This is a genomic window from Candidatus Phytoplasma sp. AldY-WA1, assembly GCF_020312115.2.
Classification (GTDB): domain Bacteria; phylum Bacillota_I; class Bacilli_A; order Acholeplasmatales; family Acholeplasmataceae; genus Phytoplasma; species Phytoplasma vitis.
On record NZ_JAHRHX020000014.1, the window covers coordinates 1 to 21,914 of the forward strand.

Sequence of the window (21,914 nt, forward strand, 5' to 3'; positions counted from 1 at the left end):
AAAAAAAAGTGTTTCTCTTATATAAAAGACCAAAGGGCCTATAGCTCAGTTGGTTAGAGCACACGCCTGATAAGCGTGAGGTCGGTGGTTCGAGTCCACTTAGGCCCACCAATTTTATATCAGGAAAATATTTACTTCGAAGAAAGTTCTTTGAAAAGTAGATAAACATGATTTGCTTAATTCAATTAAATTTGAAGAAAGTAAGGGCGTACAGTGAATGCCTTGGCACTAAGAGCCGATGAAGGACGCAATTAACGGCGATACACCATGGGGAGTTGTAAATAAATGAAGATCCATGGATTTCCGAATGGGGCAACCTACTACAGTAAAATTGTAGTTTTTTGATTGTAAAATCAAAAAGGGAACGCAGTGAACTGAAATATCTAAGTAACTGCAGGAAAAGAAAGTAATAACGATTCCGCTAGTAGTGACGAACGAACGCGGAAGAGCCTTGGATACTATTAACTAGTTACAAAATAAAAAGCAACTTGAAGTTTCTGGAAAGAAACACCAAAGAAGGTGACAGTCCTGTAAGGGAAAACTTTTTATCTAGAGTATCCTACAAAGTACGGCGAGACACGAGAAATCTTGTTGGAAGACAGGAGGACCATCTCCTAAGGCTAAATACTTCTTAGTGACCGATAGTGAACTAGTACCGTGAGGGAAAGGTGAAAAGAACCCCGAGAGGGGAGTGAAATAGATCCTGAAACTGTATGCCTACAATTAGTCAGAGCTCGTTAATGAGTGATGGCTTGCCTTTTGCAGAATGAACCGGCGAGTTATGATATAGAGCAAGGTTAAGTTTTAAGGAACGGAGCCGTAGCGAAAGCGAGTTTTAAAAGGGCGTTTAGTTGTATGTCATAGACCCGAAACTGAAGTGAGCTAGCCATGAGCAGGTTGAAGTTTAGTTAATCCTAAATGGAGGACCGAACCAGGACACGTTGAAAAGTGTTTGGATGACTTGTGGCTAGGGGTGAAATTCCAATCGAACTCAGAGATAGCTGGTTCTCCCCGAAATAGCTTTAGGGCTAGCGTTGATTAATAGTTTTTATGAAGGTAGAGCACTAAATAAGTGATGGCTTCACCTCGAAGTACTGATCTTAATTAAACTCCGAATGTCATAAAAAACAATCAGCAGTCAGACTGTGGGTGATAAGGTCCATAGTCAAAAGGGAAAGAGCCCAGACCGTCAGCTAAGGTCCCAAAATTAATGTTAAGTGGAAAAGGAAGTGAAGACGTTAAAACAGCTAGGAAGTTGGCTTAGAAGCAGCCATCTTTTAAAGAGTGCGTAATAGCTCACTAGTCTAATGACTTCGCACCGAAAATTTATCGGGGCTCAAACATTATACCGAAGCTACGGATATTAACGAATGTTAAATATGGTAGGGGAAGCGTTCTGATATCAGTGAAGCCATAGCGGAAGCAGTGGTGGAGAGATCAGAAGTGAGAATGCCGGTGTAAGTAACGAAAAGATAGGTGAGAATCCTATCCGTCGAAAACCCAAGGTTTCCAGGGGAAGGCTCGTCCGCCCTGGGTTAGTCAGGTCCTAAGGTGAGGTAGAAATACGTAGTCGATGGCAAGCAGGCGAATATTCCTGCACTAAAAAAACAACTGATGGAGGGACAAAGAAGGCTAGGCATGCCCTTTATATGGATTAGGGTTGAAGGATCGAGTTTGAGAAAACAGGTAAATCCGTTTTCTTATTCCAAAAAATGAGATTCGAAGGTAAGATGACCGATGTCATACTTTCAAGAAAAGCTTCTAGGGTTAATTGTTTTTTTACCTGTACCGCAAACCGACACAGGTGGGTAGGTAGAGTATACTAAGACGCGCGAGAAAACTCTTGTTAAGGAACTCGGCAAAATTGCTCCGTAACTTAGGGATAAGGAGAACTTTTGTGTAAAAAGCAAAAGTCACAGAAAAGAAGCCCAAGCGACTGTTTATCAAAAACATAGGTCTCTGCTAAACCGTGAGGTGATGTATAGGGGCTGATGCCTGCCCGGTGCTGGAAGATCAAGAGGAGATGTCAGGGTTAAACCGAAGCATTGAATTGAAGTCCCAGTGAACGGCGGCCGTAACTATAACGGTCCTAAGGTAGCGAAATTCCTTGTCGGGTAAATTCCGACCCGCACGAAAGGCATAACGATTTGGGCGCTGTCTCAACAAGAGTCTCGGTGAAATCAAATTATCGGTGAAAATGCCGATTACCCGCGACAGGACGAAAAGACCCCATGGAGCTTTACTGTAGCTTAATATTGAGTTTGAGAAATTAATGTACAGAATAGGTGGGAGACGGAGAACTTTAGACGCTAGTTTAAAGGGAGTCACCTTTGGGATACCACCCTTTAATTTTTTATGTTCTAACCTACGTAAGTGTATTACGAGGGACAGTGTTTGGTGGGCAGTTTGACTGGGGCGGTCGCCTCCTAAAGAGTAACGGAGGCGTTCATAAGGTTCCTTCAAAATGGTCGGAAATCATTTAGAGAGCGTAAAGGCATAAGGGAGCTTGACTGCGAGACCTACAAGTCGAGCAGAGACGAAAGTCGGACTTAGTGATCTTACGATACCGCATGGAAGGGTCGTAACTCAACGGATAAAAGCTACCCTGGGGATAACAGGCTTATCGCTTCCGAGCGTTCACAGCGACGAAGCGGTTTGGCACCTCGATGTCGGCTCATCGCATCCTGGAGCTGGAGAAGGTTCCAAGGGTTGGGCTGTTCGCCCATTAAAGCGGAACGCGAGCTGGGTTCAGAACGTCGTGAGACAGTTCGGTCTCTATCCGTCGTGGGCGTTGGAAATTTGAAAAGAGCTGTCCCTAGTATGAGAAGACCGGGATGGATATACCGCTGGTGTTTCAGTTGGTTCGCCAGAGCCATAGCTGAGTAGCTATGTATAGAAAGGATAAACACTGAAAGCATCTAAGTGTGAAGCCTCCTTTAAGATGAGATTTCCCTATGAGATCCCTGAAAGACTATCAGGTAGATAGGCTAGAGGTGTAAGAAGAGTGATCTTTTCAGCTGACTAGTACTAATAGATCCATTGACTTTGATTTTAAGAAGAATTAAAAAGGTTGTGTTTATCTAGTTTTGAAAGAACCTTGGTAATTAATAAAAGGGGAAACACCTGTTCCCATTCCGAATACAGCAGTTAAGTCCTTTTAACCTGAAGATAGTTTTTGATTTCAAAAGCAAAAATAGGATTTGCCAAGGTTTACTTTAAGAGGATTAGCTCAGTTGGGAGAGCGTCTGCCTTACAAGCAGAAAGTCGGGGGTTCAAGTCCCTCATCCTCTACCATTTTATTTATAAAAGGCCTATATAGCTCAGTTGGTAGAGCATCTGACTGTTAATCAGAGGGTCCTAGGTTCGAGCCCTAGTATAGGCGCCATACAGTAATAAAAATATAAAAGTATTTTTTATATAAATTATTTTATTTTAAATAATAGTTTTATATTTTTATTAGAAAAAAAGGAATCTTTAGTGAATTCACAAATATTTAAAACTGTTTTTGAAAATAATTTATTAACTGTTGAAATAAATAAATTAGCTAAACAAGCTAATGGTTCGGTATTACTTCGTTATAATAATAGTGTTATTTTAACTGTAGTAGTTTCTAGTAAAAAAGATACAGTTTTAAATTATTTCCCTTTAACAGTTGTTTATCAAGAAAAACTTTATGCCGTAGGAAAGATACCTGGTAGTTTTGCTAAAAGAGAAGGTAAACCGTCTGATCATGAGGTTTTAAATTCTCGTTTGATAGATAGAACCTTAAGACCTTTATTCCCTAAACAATTTAAAAAAGAAGTTCAGATAGTGAATACTATTTTAAGTAGTGATTACGATGGCAATAATGAAATATTTGCTATTTTATCAAGTTCTTTATCTTTATTAATATCAGATATCCCTTATATAGATTCTGTAGCAGGAGTATGTATAGGAAAAATTAATAATGAATTTATTGTTAATCCTAATTCAGAACAAAGAGAAAAATCAGATTTTTTATTGATTTTGGCAGGTACTAAAAACAGTTTAAATATGATAGAAGCTGTTTGTAAAGAAACAACAGAAGAAGTTTTATTAGAAGCTATGATTTATGGTCATGAAATTATTAAAAAACTTTGTTTTTTTCAAGATGAAATTAAAGAAAAAATTAATCCTCAAAAACAGCTTTTAGCAGAATCTTATTGTAATGAAGAATTATACAATCAAATAGAAAAAAAATATCGAATTCAAATAAAAAATATTTTAGATATAAATTCAAAGAATAAAAATGATTCTAAATCATTTAAAAATATTATTGATCAATTAAAAGAAAAATTATTAGTAGAATATCAAAATAATAATGATTTTTTATCAGAAGATAGACAAAATTTTCATCATATAGAAGATATTTTTTATGATTTATTAGGTCAAGAATTTAGAAAAATGACTATTCAAGATAAAAAAAGAATTGACGGTAGAGAATTAGACGAAATTAGAAAAATCGAAAGTCAAATAAGTTTGTTACCTAGAACTCATGGATCAGCTCTTTTCACAAGAGGGCAAACACAAAGTTTAGCTGTTGTTACTTTAGGGTCCTTAAGAGAAAGTAAAACAATTGATGATTTAACAGAAGAAGAAGAAAAACGTTTTATTTTGCATTATAATTTTCCTTCTTATTCTGTTGGCGAGATAGGAAGGTATATAGCACCTTCTAGAAGAGAAATTGGTCATGGAATTTTAGCTGAAAAAGCATTATTTTATCTTTTGCCTTCAGAAGAAGAATTTCCTTATTCTATTAGAGTAGTTTCAGAGATTTTAGAATCTAACGGTTCTTCTTCACAAGCTACTATTTGTGCAGCTTCAATGGCTTTAATGGATGCAGGTGTTCCTTTAAAACAAGCTGTCGCAGGAATAGCTATGGGATTGTTTTTAGATGAAAAAGAATACGTTATTTTAACTGATATCCAAGGTTTTGAAGATAAAGAAGGGGATATGGATTTTAAAATATCTGGAACTCAAAAAGGAATTACTGCTTTGCAAATGGACATAAAACAAAAAGGTATTAATTTCGATATTTTAAAAGAAGCTTTAGAAAAAGCACGTTTAGGAAGAATAGAAATTTTAAAACAAATGAGAACCGTTATTCCTAAACATAATGATGAAGTTTCTACTTTCGCTCCTAAAGTTAAAGTTATTCGTGTTAGAACTGATAAAATAAGGGATATAATAGGAACAGGTGGAAAAATAATTTCTCGAATTATCGAAAAACATGATAATGTTCAAATAGATATTAAAAAAGATGGAAATATTTTTATAACTCATAATAATATTGATATTGTTAGAAAAACAGCTAATTATATTTTAAATTTAGTTAAAGAAATTAAAGTAGGCGAAGTTTTTAAAGTAACTATTTTAAGGATTTTAAATGATAAACAAGGTCAATCTTTTGGAGCAGTAGCTGAAATTTGTCCTGGAATCGAAGGATTTATTCATATTAGTCAATTAGATAATAAAAAAACAGCCAAAGTAGAAGATGTTTTAAATGTAGGCGATCAATTATTTGTTAAATGTATCGAAATTAATAATAGGGGCAAAATTTCATTATCTTTAAAAGATTATAAAAATAAAATTATAAAATAAATTTAATTTAAATTTATTTAAATAAATTACTAATTATATAACTCAGTTATTTGACTGGGTTATATTTTTTTAAATAATTAATAATTTTCTCTTATTTAAAAAATGTTTTAATAAAAATTATTAATTTTTATAAATATTTTTAATTAAAATAAAGAAATAGTACTATTAATTTAGATTAATTTATTCAAAATAAGATGTTAAATTTAACGAACTAAACCCCATTTTACATCAACAATAATTTAATTTAAAATATTAACTAAGTTTAACTGAGTAAGTTAAACTTTTTTTATTTTATTAAAACAATTTCGACTTTTTTGTTAACCAACAAAAAAGAAAATGAAATATGAATAATTTAGAATTTGAAAAACAACAACAAAAATTAGAACAAGAAATACAAAAAAATTTAGAAAATTGTTTTAATAATACTAACAAAAAAACAAAATGGATTTATTTTTATTATTAATAAAAAACAACGGTGTTAAAAGTATTATCAATAAAAAAATCATTTATGCACCTAGATTTATTGAACGTCAAGATTTATTATCAGAGACATATTTTGTTTTGAAGATTTTATAAAAACAGGAATTTTAAAAACAGAAAAAAGAATTATTGATTTATTTGCGAAAAAATTAAAAGATTCATTATATCGCACTATTCGCATTTTCCTTATAAAGATAATAATGAAAAGTAAAATATTGTGGTGGTTGATTACGTGAAATTTGGACTATTTTGTATGCATCCATATTTTTTGTTTTTTTAAATTAACAAAAAAATTAAAATAGTTTTTTTTAAAAAAAACTAAACTCAACTTATTAAGTTGAGCTTAGTTACTAATTTAAATTAATTTTTGTTGTTGTTGACATAATGGTTTGTGGCGCGTTTTTCAGTCAATCTTTCATTTGTTTTTTTATTTTCCTTTATTCGATTATACCTATTCTTTTCAAAACAATGAATCCTTTTCCTACGCAAAGGTCGAAAATATAACTCTGTGGAATTATTTTATGTAAAATATCATAAATATAATTTGAAACAAATTGAGTAGTATATATTGTTGATTTTTTTGGTTTTTGATAAAAATTGTTACTATTCATTTTATACATTGTTTTAATAACTCATTTTGTATTCAGAAGATATTTCTTTTTTTCATATATTTTAATACTTAATCTGTAAATATTTGTGTTATTAAAGTAGTTAATTTTTGTCGATATTTTAGGGTTAAACGCGATTTTTCTCATAGATTAAATTTATTTCAATAATTTCTTTAATTTTAATCTATTAAAATTAACTTATTTAATGTATAAAAACTCTTCCTCTTATATTTTTTAAATTTTTTAATCCCTAGTAATTTTGAAAAAAAATACTGTTAATCTTAGTGTATACAAAAAAACAATTTTAATTTTCAGTAAAATTAATTTACTAAGTGTTAACTTGTTTTTTTTAGTTAATTTTTATTATTTTAATATTATTAATTTATAATAATAAAGTAACAAACATCATTTTTCCACAGTTTTATAAAAAAATGTAAATGTTTTTTTAATACTGTATATTTTTAAAACCTCTTTTTAGTAAAAAAATAAAAAACTCCGAAAATTTTTTTTAATTTATTTTGTCGTTCGAATTAATTATTTTTTAGTTTTTTTATCTTCTTTTTTATCTTCTAAATATAAAATTTCTACATATTCTTCTATTGCGTCTGTAATTTTTTTTAATATTTCTTCGTCTTCTGTTTGTATTTCTTTTTGTTTTTTGACAAAATCGTTTACTTTTGCGTCTTCAATTTTTTTTAATATTTTTTTGTCTTTTGTTTGTATTTCTTTTTGTCTTTCGACATTTTTTTCTAACTTATCTTCTAAATTAGAAATATGTTTTTTTGTATGTTCTAAAGAATTTGTTTGATTTTTATATATTTTATGCAAATATTTATCTTTTCTAGTAATGTTTTGTTTTGAAATTTTATTATCATGTATTCCTAAAATATAGTTTTTTATGACTTTAATTTGTTCGCTAGTAACTTTTATTGGTTCAGTATTTTCATAATCGTTTGTTGTTTTATGCGGTTCGTTCATTTGTTTGCCATAAAAATTAACGTAATAAAAAAAAATTTTATATTTAATATTTTCGTCACAATGAAAATATAATTCCAATTTTTTTGTTGTTTCATTTGTTTCATTTGTTTCATTTGTTTCATTTGTTTCATTTGTTTCATTTGTTTCATTTGTTTCATTTGTTTCATTTGTTTCATTTGTTTCATTTGTTTCATTTGTTTCTAAAATTTTGAATTTTTTGTTTTTTTTAAAATATGTTTTAATTTTTTCATAGTTTTTATTAAATTCACCATTTTTTCTCTCTTTGTCAATTATAATAATCGAAGCATGTCTACCATTACCAATATATTCAGAAATTTGATGAAAAGCGTTTTCAATATCTTTCTTGCTTGTATAAATTTTAACTTCTATAATATATATAAATTGAAAATCTTCTCCGGTTTGAACAGAAATATCTGTTTTTCCACCCCAAAACAAAGCTTCGTTACTAATTGTATATATGTTTTTCTTCCCGTTACGATTTAATCTCATATTTAAAGAAATAGAAAAAATATTACGAAAACCATCTTCTTTTAATTTTCTTAAATCTTTACTCCATTTATTAATATAAAAAGAGCATTCTAGGATAATTTCGTCGATAGCTTTAACTGTGTTTTCATAATTAAATTTCATAATTATCATTTCCTTAAAATTATTAATAATAATACTTAAATTAAAGAAAATTTTATAAAATATTTTTTAATTATATTTCGGTAAATTTAAAATTACTTACTAATTTTAATCCTTTTGGAAAGTAATATGCTGTTCTAGAATTGAAATATTTAGGTATGTGTTTATAACGACAATCTTCGTCAATAGAAAAAATATTTTTTTCTTTTTTAAAACATTCCTTTATAAGTTCGTCTGTTATTATTTTTTTCATTGGGTTGTTCATATCATCAAATTCTTTTTCAGTAAATTCTAATTTATCCTTTGTTTTTTCTTTCATTTCTTTAATGGGATATCTAGTTTTAAAATATGCGCGTTGTTGGCGATTAATATCAATAAATTCTTTTTGATTTTTCATTCGAATACTAATAAATTTTATAATACTATCAATCATTTTTTTATTTTCTGGGGTTAATTTATTGCTGTCTCCATTAGTCGAACCTTTCACAACATAATAACCATCTGGCATACTGTAATTTTCAATAACTTTTGGAAATATTGTGCCATACATAGAAGCAAATAAATGCTCATTGCTAAAAATAGGTTTGTCTTGTAATAAAGAGGTAACGTAGATGTAATAAATTATTTTTGATAAAATATAATTATCAAAAATAAACAATCCATGTCTAGGATCTTCTCTGTCTTTTTTATTTTTTGCTTTTAAAAAACAAGGATATTCTATAGTTTTTTCAACGATATAATTGCCAACATCTAAAATATTAATTTGATCGTTTTGATCGTTACTCACATTATCAACCCCTTTATTTTAATTATTTTAATTATTTTAATTATATAATATTTTTCTAAAATTGTGATTTTTTTGTTTAATTTTTGTTTTTTTGTTGTTTTAAATTTTTGATTTTTGTTCTATTTTTTTAATTTTATTTTTCATTTTTCGACTCCTTTGATTTGAAATTGTTTTTTATTTTTTTTGTTGAAACATTTGTTCTTTGTTGTTTCGGTTTAATAATGGAATTGTTGTTTCAAAAAGACCTTATGTTTGTTATTTAAAAACCGCTTGCAAATTTTTTCTGAGTTGGTTTTTTGTTTTTTTAAATTTATATTTTTTAATATTTTATTATTTCTTTTTTTCGTTGATTAACAAAAAAATTGAAATTAATTTTAATAAAATAAAAAAAGTTTAACTTATTAAGTTAAACTTAGTTAATAATTAAAATTAATTGTTGTTGATGAAATAGTGGGGGCAGTTCGTAGTAACGTCGAAAATGTTAACTTGATTTTCTTGGTTTTGCATAATATTCTCCTTTTTGTTGAAATTGCGTAGTGTTATAAAAAAATGTAAAATGTTTTTTTAAACTCTGAATATTTTTAAAATCTCTTTTCACTAAAAACAAAAAAAGACTAGTTTTTTTTAACTAGTCTTTTCGGTATTAAAAATGAATTCATTTACAAAAATTTAGAACAGTGGTATATATTTTAAAATTAACACAAAATAATATTTAACAAAAAAAATTATATTATTTAACTAACGAAAAAATAATTAAATATAAAATTTCTAAAATATAATTTAGATAAATATTGCGATTAATTCCTTTATATTTAATTAAAAGAACAAAAAGAAAGTTCTTAATATAGTTTTCTTTTTATTTATGTTTCTTTTTTAATAAAATTTAAATTTTATTAAAATTATAAAAAAACAGTTGTTTATTAACTGGTTTTTTATTTTTTATATATTTTGTCAAAAAAAATATTTTGGATAATATTTATTTTTTTGTATTGGTTGGTAATAAGCAATCCAATTTTGATTTTGATCTAAAACAAGAAATGATTTTGTGGTCAAAATTTGTCTTTCATCTAATAAAACACCATTTTTAACTAATTTAATTAAATAATCATTTAAAATAATTTTTTGTGTTTTTTTAAATAATATTTTAACATCGATTAAATTTTTAAAATCAACCGAATTAATATTTTGAGCTTTTTTTAAATTATAAGAACCTATTTTAGTTCTTGTTAACTTTTTTAATGCACCGTAGGTATTCATTCGAACTGCAATATCTCTAGCTAAGCTTCTTATATAGGTTCCTTTTGATACTTTAGTTTCGAAATCGATTGAATCATTTTCGAAAGAAGATGTTATTTTTAATTTTTTAATATGAACTTTTCTAGCAGGAATGTCAATTTGTATATTTTTTCTTGCCAAATTATACATTTTTTTTCCTTTAATTTTTATAGCTGAATACATAGGTGGAACTTGTAAATATTTTTTTTTAATAAAGAAAAGGAAACTTTTTTCAACTTCTTCTATTGACAAAATATTTTTTTTTGTTTCAATGATTTTCCCTGTTACGTCTAAAGTATCAAAATTTTTATTAAAAAGAATACTCCCTTGATATGTTTTATCTAAATTTTCAAATAAAAAAGCTAACTTAGTAGCTTTATTTATCAAAACAATCAAGAGACCTTCTGCCATCGGATCTAAACTTCCTGTATGTCCTATTTTATTAAGATTTAATTTTTTTTTTATTAAATAAATAACATCATGAGATGACATATTTTTTTCTTTGTGAATTAAAAAGAAACCGTTCATGATAATTTTTATATTTTCTTTCTTTTTTAGTTAAAAAAATTATTTTTATTTAGATTATTTGACAAAAAGATATTAAATCCTCGTGAGTGCAATAACCAGTTTGTCTTTTGATTTCTTTTCCGTTTTTGAATAATACTAAAGTAGGAAAACTTCTTACATTATATTCATGAATAAAATTTTTATGTAAATCAGCATTAATTTTGATTACCTCTATATCAGGGTTTTGTTTTTCAAAATTATTCAAAACAGGCATTAATCTTTGGCAAGGTCCACACCAAGGAGCAAAAAAATCGACAAGAACTATTTTATTTTGATTGATCACAGAATTTAAATCTATATTTGGTTGGTTTTGAGACATTTTAATTTATGTAACCTTTCTTTTTTTATTTTTATAAAATTTTTAAAATATATAAAATAAAAATATTTTTTAATAAAAAATATATACAATTATATTATAAATTAGGTTTATAAAATGATCTTCCTTTTATAACAGATAAATTTTCAGTAAATTCTCCTTTTTCAGTTTCTTTTATGTTTTCATTTAAAGTATTTAATTTAGCATCTATATCGTCTAAATACCATAATAAAAGAGCTTCTCCGATTTGTGGTTCTTTAGCGGCGCCATATTGTAATAAACCATGATGAGAAATTAATAAATGTTTTAAAAGCAAAATTTCTTCTTTATCTTGAAATCCTAGCAAAAGAGCTTCTTCATGAACATAATTAACTCCTAAGATTAAATGTCCTAATAATTTTCCTTTTTTTGTATAAGTTTTGGATAAAAAATCAAATTCTATTATTTTCGCCATATCATGAAGAATAATTCCACAATTTAATAAATCTTGATTTAAAAAAGGGTATATCGCGACATAATGATGAGATATATTCAACATATTAAGAGTATGATAACTTAGACCTCCGTAATAATCATGATGCATTTTACAAGCCGCTGGAGAAATTAAAAATTTTATCTTATTTTTAGAATATAAATTATGAGTTATTTTTTTTAAAATAGGATTTTGAATCTTAGATAAAAAATTATTTATTTTTTTATCGATTGTATGGAAAGAAAGTGGAGAACATTTAAAAAAGTGTTTATAATAATCAAAGACTTGTTCTAAATTTAAAACATTTTCAATGATATCATATTCTTCACATAATAAAATATTTTTTTCATTTTTTTCTTTGTATTTTGTTTTAAAAAAATAAATTTTTTCTTTTTCGGGTGTCGGAAATGATGGTTTTATTTTTATATTAATAACAAAATCTTCTATTAATAAAAGATCAATATTAAAAAAATGTTCCCCTTTATTAATACTAGTTATTTTTCCGATAAATTCAATTGTATCACCTATTTTTTTATTTTTTAAAAATAAGTTTTGATTCATATTTGGTACCTTTTTTAATAATATAAAATTTTTAATTTGTTAAAAGTGGATATTCGGTTGGTAATTTATATAATGAAATTAATTTTTTAAATCTTTTTTTTTCTTTTTTACTGAATGGAAAAGAATTTATTATATTATGATTTAAAATAAAAGATAAATCTAAAAATAATTCTGGATTCATTTTTGTTAAATTTTCTTTAATTATATAAAGAATACTTTCTTTAAATTCTTTCAAAAAAGAAATAGCATTAGTTTCTTTTAAAGATATAAGAGCTTTTTGAAAGAATTTTTGTTTTGTTATTTTTTTTAATTCTTTAATTATTTCTTGAAGCGGTATTTTATTTAATAAAAAAATATTTTTTTTTAAAATTTTTTTAGTTTCGATTTCAATTTCGAAATTAGATTTCGCTTGAAGAGTGAAAATACGCATCATTCTTAAAGCGTCTTCTGTTAATTTTTGATACGGTTCGCCAATAGTTTTTATTTGTTTTTTGTTTAAATCATTAAAACCATTCATATAATCAATGATTTCTCCGTTTTCATTCATTAAAAAACCATTAATAGTGAAATCACGTCTTTTTAAATCTTCTTTAATATCCGAAATGAATTCAACAAAAGAAGGATTTCTATGGTCTAAATAAGGTCCTTCTTTTCTATAAGTGGTGGTTTCGAATTTTTCTTTTTCAAAGATAATTTGAAAAGAACCGTATTTAATATTTTTTTTATGACAAATTAAGAATTTAGAAATTTCTTCGTAACGACCATTAGTAGTTATATCAACATCATTTACGGGTATATTTAAAATTATATCTCTTACAGTTCCACCAACAATAAAAGCTTCGAAGCCTTTTTTTTTAATTTCTTTTAATATTTTTTGCGCTTTTTCAATTTTTTGGTTGTAAATTTTCATTAAAAAACCTTTTCTTAATATTTTTTATCAAGAATTTAAAATTATGATACCTACTCCAAAAACATTATTACCTACATGAGCACCTACAGCTGGTGTAGAAGGAACTTCTATAATTTGTTCTAATTGAAATTCTTTTTCCAAAAAAAGTTTAAATTCATCTTTAATATGATTATTTCCAGTACTTAAAATATGTATTAAAAATTTTTTATTTTTTGTGTATTTTTTGATTTTATCGCTAATAGAAAAAAAAGCTTTTTTCATAGAAATTTTTTTTTCAATTAAAATAATTTCTCCATTTTTGTTAACTTGTAAAATAGGTTTAATTCTGAAAAATCTACCTAAAAAACCTTTTGTTTTGTTTAAACGTCCATTTTTAATTAATTGTGTTAAAGAATTAACGATAAAAAAGATAGTATTGTTTTCTTTTAAAAAATCTAAATGTTTGATAACTTTTTCAACAGAGGCGCCTTCTGAAAAAAGACGTTCCGCTTCTAAAGCAAAATATCCTTCCGAAAAACAAACAGTATTAGTATTATAAGGGATAATTTCGATTTCGTCTTTTAATTGTTTTTGGGCTTGACAAACAACATTATAACTCCCACTTAATTTTTGAGAAATAGTTAAAACAAAAGCTTTTTTATAACCTTGTTTAACTAAATTTCTAAAATAACATATTAATTCCCCGATAGAAGGTTGAGAAGTTTTTACATCTACATTACTGTTTTCATTTAATATATCATAAAATTCTTTAGCTGTTATATTTTCGCCATCGATATATTCTTTATTATTGACAAAAATTTTAATTCTAATTAAATCAATATTATGATTTTTATATGGAGAATAATCTAAACAACTAGTTGATGTCGAAGCTATTTTGATATTTTGATTATTTTTATTTATTTTATTCATTTATGAAACCTTTAAATCTTTAAATCTTTGAATTTTAAAATCTTATATAAAAATTTTTTAATATTCATTTTTATGATTACTATACCAAGTTATTATAACAAAAAAATTTATTAATATTTTTAATATAATCAAATAATAATGATAATGTATAAAAAGGCATAAATGATTTTATTTTTTAATATAATTTTTGAAAAATTCTATTCTTTTTGTTTTTTTTCTTTTTCTAATTTAAGAATTAAATTTCTATAAAACATCGCTTTTTCGAAATCTAATTTTTTAGAAGCTTTTTTCATTAAAGATTGGAGTTTTTTTAAACTATAATTTTTTGGAGATTGCTTTTCAGAAAATAAAAATGATTCAATATTTTCATTTTTATCTTTATTAATATCTGTTGTTTGTTTTATATTTTTATGAATAATAGTTGGTTGCAAATTATGTTTTAAATTATAATTTTCTTGGATTTGACGACGACGTAAAGTTTCTTGAATAGCTGTTTCCATTGCATTTGTTATTTCATCGCCGTACATAATTACTTTTCCGCGGATATTTCTTGCAGCTCTTCCGATAGTTTGGATTAAACTTTTTTCACTTCTTAAAAAACCAGGTTTATCAGCGTCTAAAATAGCTACTAAAGATACTTCAGGCAAATCTAGACCTTCTCTTAATAAATTTACTCCAACTAAACAATCATAAACACCAGTTCTAAGTTTTTTTAAAATAATCATTCTTTCTAAAGATTTAATTTCACTATGAAGATAAGCTACTTTAATTCCTATTTTTTTAAGATAATTAGTTAATTCTTCGCTCATATTTATAGTTATTGTTGTAACTAAAGTTCTTTCATTTTTTTCTGCTCTGCTTTTTATTTCCAAATATAAATCTTCAATTTGATTTTGAGTAGGTCTTAATTCTATTATCGGATCTAAAATGAAAGTAGGTCTAATAATTTGTTCTATTATAGGAATTTTTTTATCTATTTCATAATTTCCTGGAGTAGCTGATAAATAAATAACTTTATCCATTTTTTTTTCAAATTCAGAAAAAGTAAGAGGTCTATTATCTAAAGTACTAGGCAAACGAAATCCATGTTCTATTAAATTTTTTTTTCTTGAATAATTACCAGCATGCATTCCTTTTATTTGAGGAATAGTAACGTGAGATTCATCAATGATAGTCAAAAAATTTTTTCCAAAATAATCAATTAAAGTTGTAGGTGGTTCTCCTTCTTTTTTAAGAGATAAATGGCGTGAATAATTTTCGATACCATTACAATAACCTATTTGTTTTAACATCTCGATATCGTTTGTTACTCTTTTTACGATATTTTGCGCTTCAATTAATTGATTTTTTTTTTGAAAATATTCAATACGTTCTTCTAATTCTTCTTCAATTCTTTTAATAGTTTCTTTTAATTTTTTTTTATTAGTAACATAAAGAGAAGCAGGAAAGATACTTACATTTTTTAAATTTTCAATAATATTTCCTTTAAGAACATCAAAAATTTGTATTTTTTCAATTTCTTCATTATCGAATACAATTCTAATTCCTTGTTGAGTTTCAGCAGATAAAATAATGTCTAAAGTTCCGCCTCTAATTCTAAAAGTACCTCTATCAAATGTTATATCATTTCTTTTATATTGCATTTCAACTAATTGTTTTAAAATTTGTTTAAAAGAATATATTTTGTTTTTTTCTAAATAAAGAACAGAAAGTTTATAATCGTTAATATCTCCGATACCGTAAATACAAGAAACAGAAGAAACAACGATGATATTTTTTCCGTAAATTAAAGAATTAATTGTTCTATGGCGTAATTGATCTATTTCAGCGTTAATTTTAGAAGTTTTTTCGATATAAGTATCATTAGAAACGACATAAGCTTCTGGTCGATAATAATCATAATAAGAAATAAAATATTCTATTTTATTATCAGGAAACATTTCTTTTAGTTCATTATATAATTGCCCTGCTAAGGTTTTGTTATGAGCAATAATCAAAGTGTTTTGATTTAATTTTTGAATTACATTAGCTATGGCAAAGGTTTTTCCTGTTCCTGTAGCGCCTAAAATAATTTGTTCTTTAATATTTTTTTTAAAATTAGTTAATATTTGTTCGATAGCTTTAGGTTGATCGCCGCTCGGTTTATATAAAGTTTTAATTTTGAATGTCATATAATTTCAACCTTATTATTTATTTTATATTTAAATTTTTTTTTAAATATTGTCCTGTGAAACTTTGAGGTTTTTGCATAATTTCTTCAGGAGTTCCTTTAGCGATAATATATCCACCGTTATTTCCGCCTTCTGGCCCTAAATCGATAATATAATCAGCATTTTTAATTATATCTAAGTTATGTTCGATCATAATTACGGTCGCTTTTTGTTTAATTATATGATGAATTATTTTGATTAATTTTTTAACATCTTCGCTATGCAATCCTATAGTAGGTTCATCTAATATATAAAGGGTATTTTTAACATTTGTTTTAGCAAATTCATTAGCTAATTTTATTTTTTGTAATTCTCCATCCGAAAGAGTTTTAAAATTTTGTCCTAAACGTATATAATCTAAACCTATTTCTTTTAAAATTTGAAAATGATTTTTGATAAAAGTAAAATTATTAAAAAAGATTAAAGCTTCGTTTACTGTCATATCTAAAATTTCGGCTATATTTTTATTTTTATATTTAATTTTTAATATTTCTTTATTGAATTTTTGGCCTTTACATTTTGCGCATTTAAGAGAGACATCAGGAAGAAAATTCATATTAAATTTTTTAATTCCTAATCCAGAACAATGTTCACAATATCCTTTTTTATTATTAAAAGAAAAATGACTTTTTGTATAACCTTTTAATTTAGCTTCTGTAGTTGAAGCGAATAAATTTCTAATATAATCAAAAATTTTTGTATAAGTAATTAGATTGCTTTTAGTTTTTGTTCCGATAGGAGAAGAAATAATTTTGATAATTTTTTTAATACTATTATATTTATTCAAAAATGTATTAGAAATATTTTCATTTTTATGGTAAGAATTGTTTTTTGGAATATTTGATTTTAAAATTTGATTTAATAAAGTCGATTTTCCAGAACCTGAAACTCCTGTGATGACTGTTAAAATTTCTAAAGGAAAATCAACGTTTATATTTTTAAGATTATTTTCGGAAACATTTCTGATTTGGATTATTTTTTGAGGATTTATAGGATTTCTTTTTTTAGGCACATTAATTATTTTTTCACCAGATAAATATTGTCCCGTTAAACTTTTTTTATTTTTAATAATTTCTTCAGGAGTACCATAGGCTATTATTTGTCCTCCTTGTTCTCCTGCTTGAGGCCCGATTTCTATTAAATAATCAGCGGATAACATTGTTTGCGGATCATGTTCTATCACTAATAAAGTATTTCCTAAATTTCTAATTGTTTTTAAAGCTTTAATTAGTTTTTCATTATCTTTAGGATGTAATCCGATAGAAGGTTCATCTAATGTATATAAAATACCTGATAATTTAGCTCCGATTTGATTAGCTAATCTAATTCTTTGTATTTCTCCGTCAGATAAAGTTTTAATACAACGTTCTAAAGTTAAATAATCTAAACCAATATCTTTTAAAAAATGAAGTCTATCTATTATTCCTTGTAAAATTAAATCAGAAATTTTTTTTTCTTCATCTGTCAATTTTAAATTAAGAAAAAAATCTAATAATTCTTTTATAGATAATTTGCTTAATTCATAAATATTATGATTTTGAATTTTAAAAAGTAAAGCTTTTTCATTTAAACGAGCTCCTGAACATGAATCGCATTTTTGTTCTGAAACAAAAAAATTAATAAACCAATTGATATTATTAGGATCATTTTTTTGATGATAAAAATGTTCTAAAATATTGATAACTCCTGAATTAAGAGGATCAAAGTTATTATTTTTAAGGTTTTCTTTTTTTCCATAAAGAAGAATGTTTAATAATTTAGGATTTAATTTTTTTAAAGGTGTGTCCATATCAATATTATTATGTTGACAAAAAGTTTTTAAATCATGAATTTGAGAATATACATTTTGATAGTAAAAATAAGGAATGATACCACCTTCATTAATAGATTTATATAAACAAATAATTAAATTCGGATCTAATTTATTTTTTACTCCTAAACCTTGACAATTTTGACAAATTCCATGAGTATTATTAAAAGAAAATAAACGTATTTCTCTTTTCGGAATGATAAAATTTTTTTCAGAAGAATAATAATTACGGTAAAATTTGTGAATTTTTTCCTCTTGTGAAATAAAAACCTTATCAGGAACTAAAGAAAAAGCCAAATTTAAAGAATCACATAATCTTTCTTTATTGTTATTTATTTCAATACGATCTATGACGATATAAATATCATGATATTGATCTTTTTCTAGTGAAGGGAAATCGTTTTCTAATGATATTTTTTTTTGATCAATAATAAAACAATCGAAACCTTTTTTAAAAAATTTTTTTAAAATTTTTTGATGTGTTCCTTTCTCTTTTTCTACAATCGGAGCTAAAATAAAAATTTTAGAATTTAGTTCAAATTTTAAAATTTGTTCCATAATTTCTTCTAAATTTTGATTTTTAATTGATTGTTTAGTTTCGGGATCTTGAGGAATAGAAATATTAGCATAAAGCAAACTTAAGTAATCATAAATTTCAGTCATAGTTCCGACAGTAGAACGTGGATTATAAGATATTATTCCTTTTTTAATGTTAATTGCAGGACATAAACCTTCAATTTGATCGACATCTGGTTTTTCAAAATTTCCTAAAAATTTTCTAGAATAAAAATTAAGAGATTCTATATATTTTCTTTTACCTTCTTGGTATAGAGTACCAAAAACTAAAGAAGATTTTCCAGAACCTGAAATACCAGTCACTACAATAAATTTAAATTTAGGGATATCTAAATTAATATTTTTTAAGTTATTAACTTTAGCACCTCTAATTTTTATTATTTGATTATTATTCATTTGATTATAGTACTTTCTTATATTTTAATTTTTATTTTTTATTAGTTTAATGAATAATTTAACAAAAATATTATAAATTATATTTAATTTTCTAAATTTTTTATTTTCAAATGTTAAATAGTTTTTAATATTTTTATTAAATCTAATTAGGGATATAAGATAAAATTTTTTTTATTTCTTTTTGTTGTTTTTTTTGATGAAATAATAAGGTAAAACGATGAACTTCGGTACTTAATTGTAATAAAAAACGAAATAATTTATCTTTATTTTCGAAATAAAAAATTCCTTTTTTTGTAATTAAAGCTTCTAATTGATGTTTATTATTTTTTTTCAACGCTCCTAATGTAATGTCTAAATTCATTTTTTTTAAAGTTTTGTAACAAATATTAAATTGTCCTTTGCCACCATCGATTAAAATCAAATCAGGTAAAGGGGCTTTCATTTCTACAAGTTTTTTATAACGTTTTTGCAAAACATATTCAAAAGAACGATATTCATCTTGAAATTCTTTGTCTATATTAAATTTACGATAACATTTTTTATCAAATTTAAAATTTTTAAAAACAATCATAGCCGATACAAAAGATTTTTGAAATAAATGTGAATTATCAAAAACTTCAATATGATTAATTTTTTTTTGGAAAAATTTGGATAAAAGTTCGATATATTCTTGCATTTGTTGAAATTTTGATTTATGGATTAAATTATATTTAATAAGATTTTCTTTAGCATTTTTTAAAGATAATTGATATAAATGAAATTTTGTTTTTTTTAAAGGTATAGAAACTTTTGTTTTTAGTAATTTTTCAATATTTTTTCTCTCTTTTTTTAATTCTTCTCCTAAAATAATTTCTTCGGGAATCATTTGTTCTTGGTAATATAAATTTAAATAAGTAATAATATTACTTTCAACAATTCCTACATAAGAAAAAACTATTTGATGATGATCGAAAATATTGCCTTGATTTAATCTTAGTATATATATAGAAATTTCATTTTGGTCATAATAATTAGCGATAATATCGGAACTTTTACTTTTGGTTATATTATTCACAAATTGTTTTTCTATTATTTTTTTTAAATGAAATAAAATTTTTTTATATTTTAATGCTTGTTCAAATTCTAATTTTTCACTAGTTTCTTTCATGTAATTTTTTATTTTTTTGATAATTTCTTTATTATCGCCTTTTAGAAATTTAGTTATAGCTTCAATATTTTCTTGATAATTAACATTCAAGTTGTTACAAGGACCGATGCATTGTTTCATATGATAATAAATACAAGCTTTTTTATTTATAGGATGACATTTTCTTAAGGGATATATTTGATATAATATGCTTATTGTTTCTTTAACAGTTTCGTTGCTAGGATAAGGACCAAATATTTTTTTATTTTTAGGAACTATTTTATATCTAGATAAGATTATTCTAGGATGTTTTTCATTTGTTATTTCGATATAAGGATAACTAGTATCATTTGTTAATTTGAAATTATATTTAGGAGTGTGTTTTTTAATTAAATTTGATTCTAAAATGAGTGCTTCTAATTCGTTATTTGTCAAAATATAATCTATATCTTCAGTTTCAGATACTAAAAGATTAGTTTTTTTATTGTGAGAACATGTAAAATAACTTTTAATTCTATTTTTTAAATTTTTCGCTTTTCCTACATAAATTATATTTTTATTTTGATCTCGGAATAGATAACATCCTGGTTCTGACGGTAATATTTTTAGTTTTTCTGATAACACATTTTTTATACCTTCATATGATAAAATATTATTTTTTTATTCAATTGCAATTACTAAAATAATCATAATATATTAATATTATACTTTAATTAATTTAAATAAAAAAATAAAGATTGTAAAAATTTTTGAATAATTATTTTAAGTATTTTTTATTTTTATTAACAAAAATTTAATTAAAATAAGGTCTTAAAAGTTTTATTTTCAATTATAATTTATTAAAAAGAAAAAAATAATTAATATTAAAATAATTAAAATTCCGATTATTAAAAGCAATATTTTTAATTTAAATTTTTAAGAAAAATAAATTTTTTTTGATAAAAAAATTTATATTTTTGTTATTTAATTAGAATATTAAACTAATTTAATATTAAAATTAAATGTTTTTATTAATAAAAAATAAATATTTTAAAAATCAAAAAATTTTATTAGTAATTTAATTAAATCATTAAAGTATTTTTTTTATACATAATTTTATTATTTTCTTTTTCGCTTTTTGTCAATTATAAAAGAATGATAAAAATTTTTATTTTTTTTATATTGTTTATAAATATATGATAGTCTATTTTTATTTAGTAATAATTTTTTGTGTTTATTTTAAATTGAGTTCAAAATTAATATCTCACAACAATGAGTCGGAAAACCCGTCAAATAAGACCATGAAATCATCATGGTAAATAAATAAAAATTTTTTTATTACATTTTATTACACATTTAAAATATAAAGTATATATAATAATTATTATATGAGTGGTAAAGGAGGTTACATTTAAATGAATTTATCTGTTTTTGATATTATTAATATTATTAAATTTATATTATTTGTATTTAATTTTCTTAATTGTTTAATTAATTGTTTAATACCATTGTTTTATATATTACGTTGTAACTATAAAATATGTAAATTAAAAGATAAAAATATATCAGCTAATATTAACCATAAAGAGAGAAAATGTTTTATTCATTTTTTAAACAGTATTCATTCTTCTTTGATTTGCATAGTTTTAATTTATGATTTTGTTATATATTACCTCAACTTAGGGGA

Annotated in this window: 13 protein-coding genes, 3 tRNA genes and 2 rRNA genes; 7 read left to right on the forward strand and 11 right to left on the reverse strand. The window is 24.7% G+C overall.

From position 1 onward, the window contains the following. Positions 1 to 34 precede the first annotated feature (34 nt). The 6 genes from KTO59_RS01965 (at position 35) to KTO59_RS01990 (ending at position 5,619) form a co-directional block, all read left to right on the forward strand. Positions 35 to 111, forward strand: a tRNA-Ile gene (locus KTO59_RS01965). Between the two features lie 79 nt (positions 112 to 190). Continuing rightward, positions 191 to 3,052 (forward strand): 23S ribosomal RNA (locus KTO59_RS01970). 43 nt (positions 3,053 to 3,095) lie between these two features. Further along, positions 3,096 to 3,210: ribosomal RNA gene (gene rrf / locus KTO59_RS01975) — 5S ribosomal RNA — on the forward strand. 8 nt (positions 3,211 to 3,218) lie between these two features. Then, positions 3,219 to 3,294, forward strand: a tRNA-Val gene (locus tag KTO59_RS01980). Between the two features lie 15 nt (positions 3,295 to 3,309). Next, positions 3,310 to 3,385 (forward strand) — tRNA-Asn (locus KTO59_RS01985). Positions 3,386 to 3,477: 92 nt separating this feature from the next. Continuing rightward, positions 3,478 to 5,619, forward strand: coding sequence for a polyribonucleotide nucleotidyltransferase (locus tag KTO59_RS01990; protein WP_284928373.1), 2,142 nt, complete (start codon positions 3,478 to 3,480; stop codon positions 5,617 to 5,619). 917 nt (positions 5,620 to 6,536) lie between these two features. On the opposite strand, the gene KTO59_RS01995 is transcribed toward KTO59_RS01990, so the two are convergent. The 11 genes from KTO59_RS01995 to uvrC form a co-directional block, all read right to left on the reverse strand. Then, positions 6,537 to 6,719, reverse strand: coding sequence for a hypothetical protein (locus KTO59_RS01995; protein WP_284928375.1), 183 nt, complete (start codon positions 6,717 to 6,719; stop codon positions 6,537 to 6,539). A gap of 522 nt (positions 6,720 to 7,241) precedes the next feature. Continuing rightward, positions 7,242 to 8,336: a hypothetical protein gene (locus KTO59_RS02000; protein ID WP_284928376.1), complete on the reverse strand. Its 1,095-nt coding sequence runs from the start codon at positions 8,334 to 8,336 to the stop codon at positions 7,242 to 7,244. Between the two features lie 70 nt (positions 8,337 to 8,406). Then, positions 8,407 to 9,120, reverse strand: coding sequence for a hypothetical protein (locus KTO59_RS02005; RefSeq protein WP_284928377.1), 714 nt, complete (start codon positions 9,118 to 9,120; stop codon positions 8,407 to 8,409). A 951-nt stretch (positions 9,121 to 10,071) separates the two neighbouring features. Next, positions 10,072 to 10,923, reverse strand: a complete 852-nt coding sequence (gene truB, locus KTO59_RS02010; protein WP_284928378.1) for a tRNA pseudouridine(55) synthase TruB — start codon at positions 10,921 to 10,923, stop codon at positions 10,072 to 10,074. Between the two features lie 49 nt (positions 10,924 to 10,972). Beyond that, positions 10,973 to 11,281 carry a thioredoxin family protein gene (locus KTO59_RS02015; RefSeq protein WP_225696048.1) on the reverse strand — a complete coding sequence of 103 codons (309 nt, stop codon included), beginning with the start codon at positions 11,279 to 11,281 and terminating at the stop codon, positions 10,973 to 10,975. Positions 11,282 to 11,375: 94 nt separating this feature from the next. Next, complete coding sequence (locus tag KTO59_RS02020; protein ID WP_225696049.1) at positions 11,376 to 12,311, reverse strand: HD domain-containing protein; 936 nt, start codon at positions 12,309 to 12,311, stop codon at positions 11,376 to 11,378. Positions 12,312 to 12,342: 31 nt separating this feature from the next. After that, positions 12,343 to 13,221: a CCA tRNA nucleotidyltransferase gene (locus KTO59_RS02025; protein WP_284928379.1), complete on the reverse strand. Its 879-nt coding sequence runs from the start codon at positions 13,219 to 13,221 to the stop codon at positions 12,343 to 12,345. Positions 13,222 to 13,248: 27 nt separating this feature from the next. Beyond that, a complete protein-coding gene (locus KTO59_RS02030; protein ID WP_284928380.1) occupies positions 13,249 to 14,130 on the reverse strand; it encodes a DegV family protein in 882 nt (293 codons plus the stop codon). Between the two features lie 197 nt (positions 14,131 to 14,327). Then, positions 14,328 to 16,301, reverse strand: a complete 1,974-nt coding sequence (uvrB, locus tag KTO59_RS02035; protein WP_225696052.1) for an excinuclease ABC subunit UvrB — start codon at positions 16,299 to 16,301, stop codon at positions 14,328 to 14,330. Between the two features lie 19 nt (positions 16,302 to 16,320). Further along, complete coding sequence (gene uvrA / locus KTO59_RS02040) at positions 16,321 to 19,122, reverse strand: excinuclease ABC subunit UvrA (protein WP_284928381.1); 2,802 nt, start codon at positions 19,120 to 19,122, stop codon at positions 16,321 to 16,323. A 142-nt stretch (positions 19,123 to 19,264) separates the two neighbouring features. Beyond that, the gene (gene uvrC / locus KTO59_RS02045) at positions 19,265 to 20,872 is read right to left on the reverse strand and encodes an excinuclease ABC subunit UvrC (RefSeq protein WP_284928382.1); all 1,608 of its coding nucleotides are present in this window, start codon (positions 20,870 to 20,872) and stop codon (positions 19,265 to 19,267) included. A 770-nt stretch (positions 20,873 to 21,642) separates the two neighbouring features. Here uvrC and KTO59_RS02050 point away from each other — a divergent pair. Then, on the forward strand, positions 21,643 to 21,914 hold a 272-nt coding region (locus tag KTO59_RS02050; RefSeq protein WP_284928383.1), incomplete at its 3' end, for a hypothetical protein.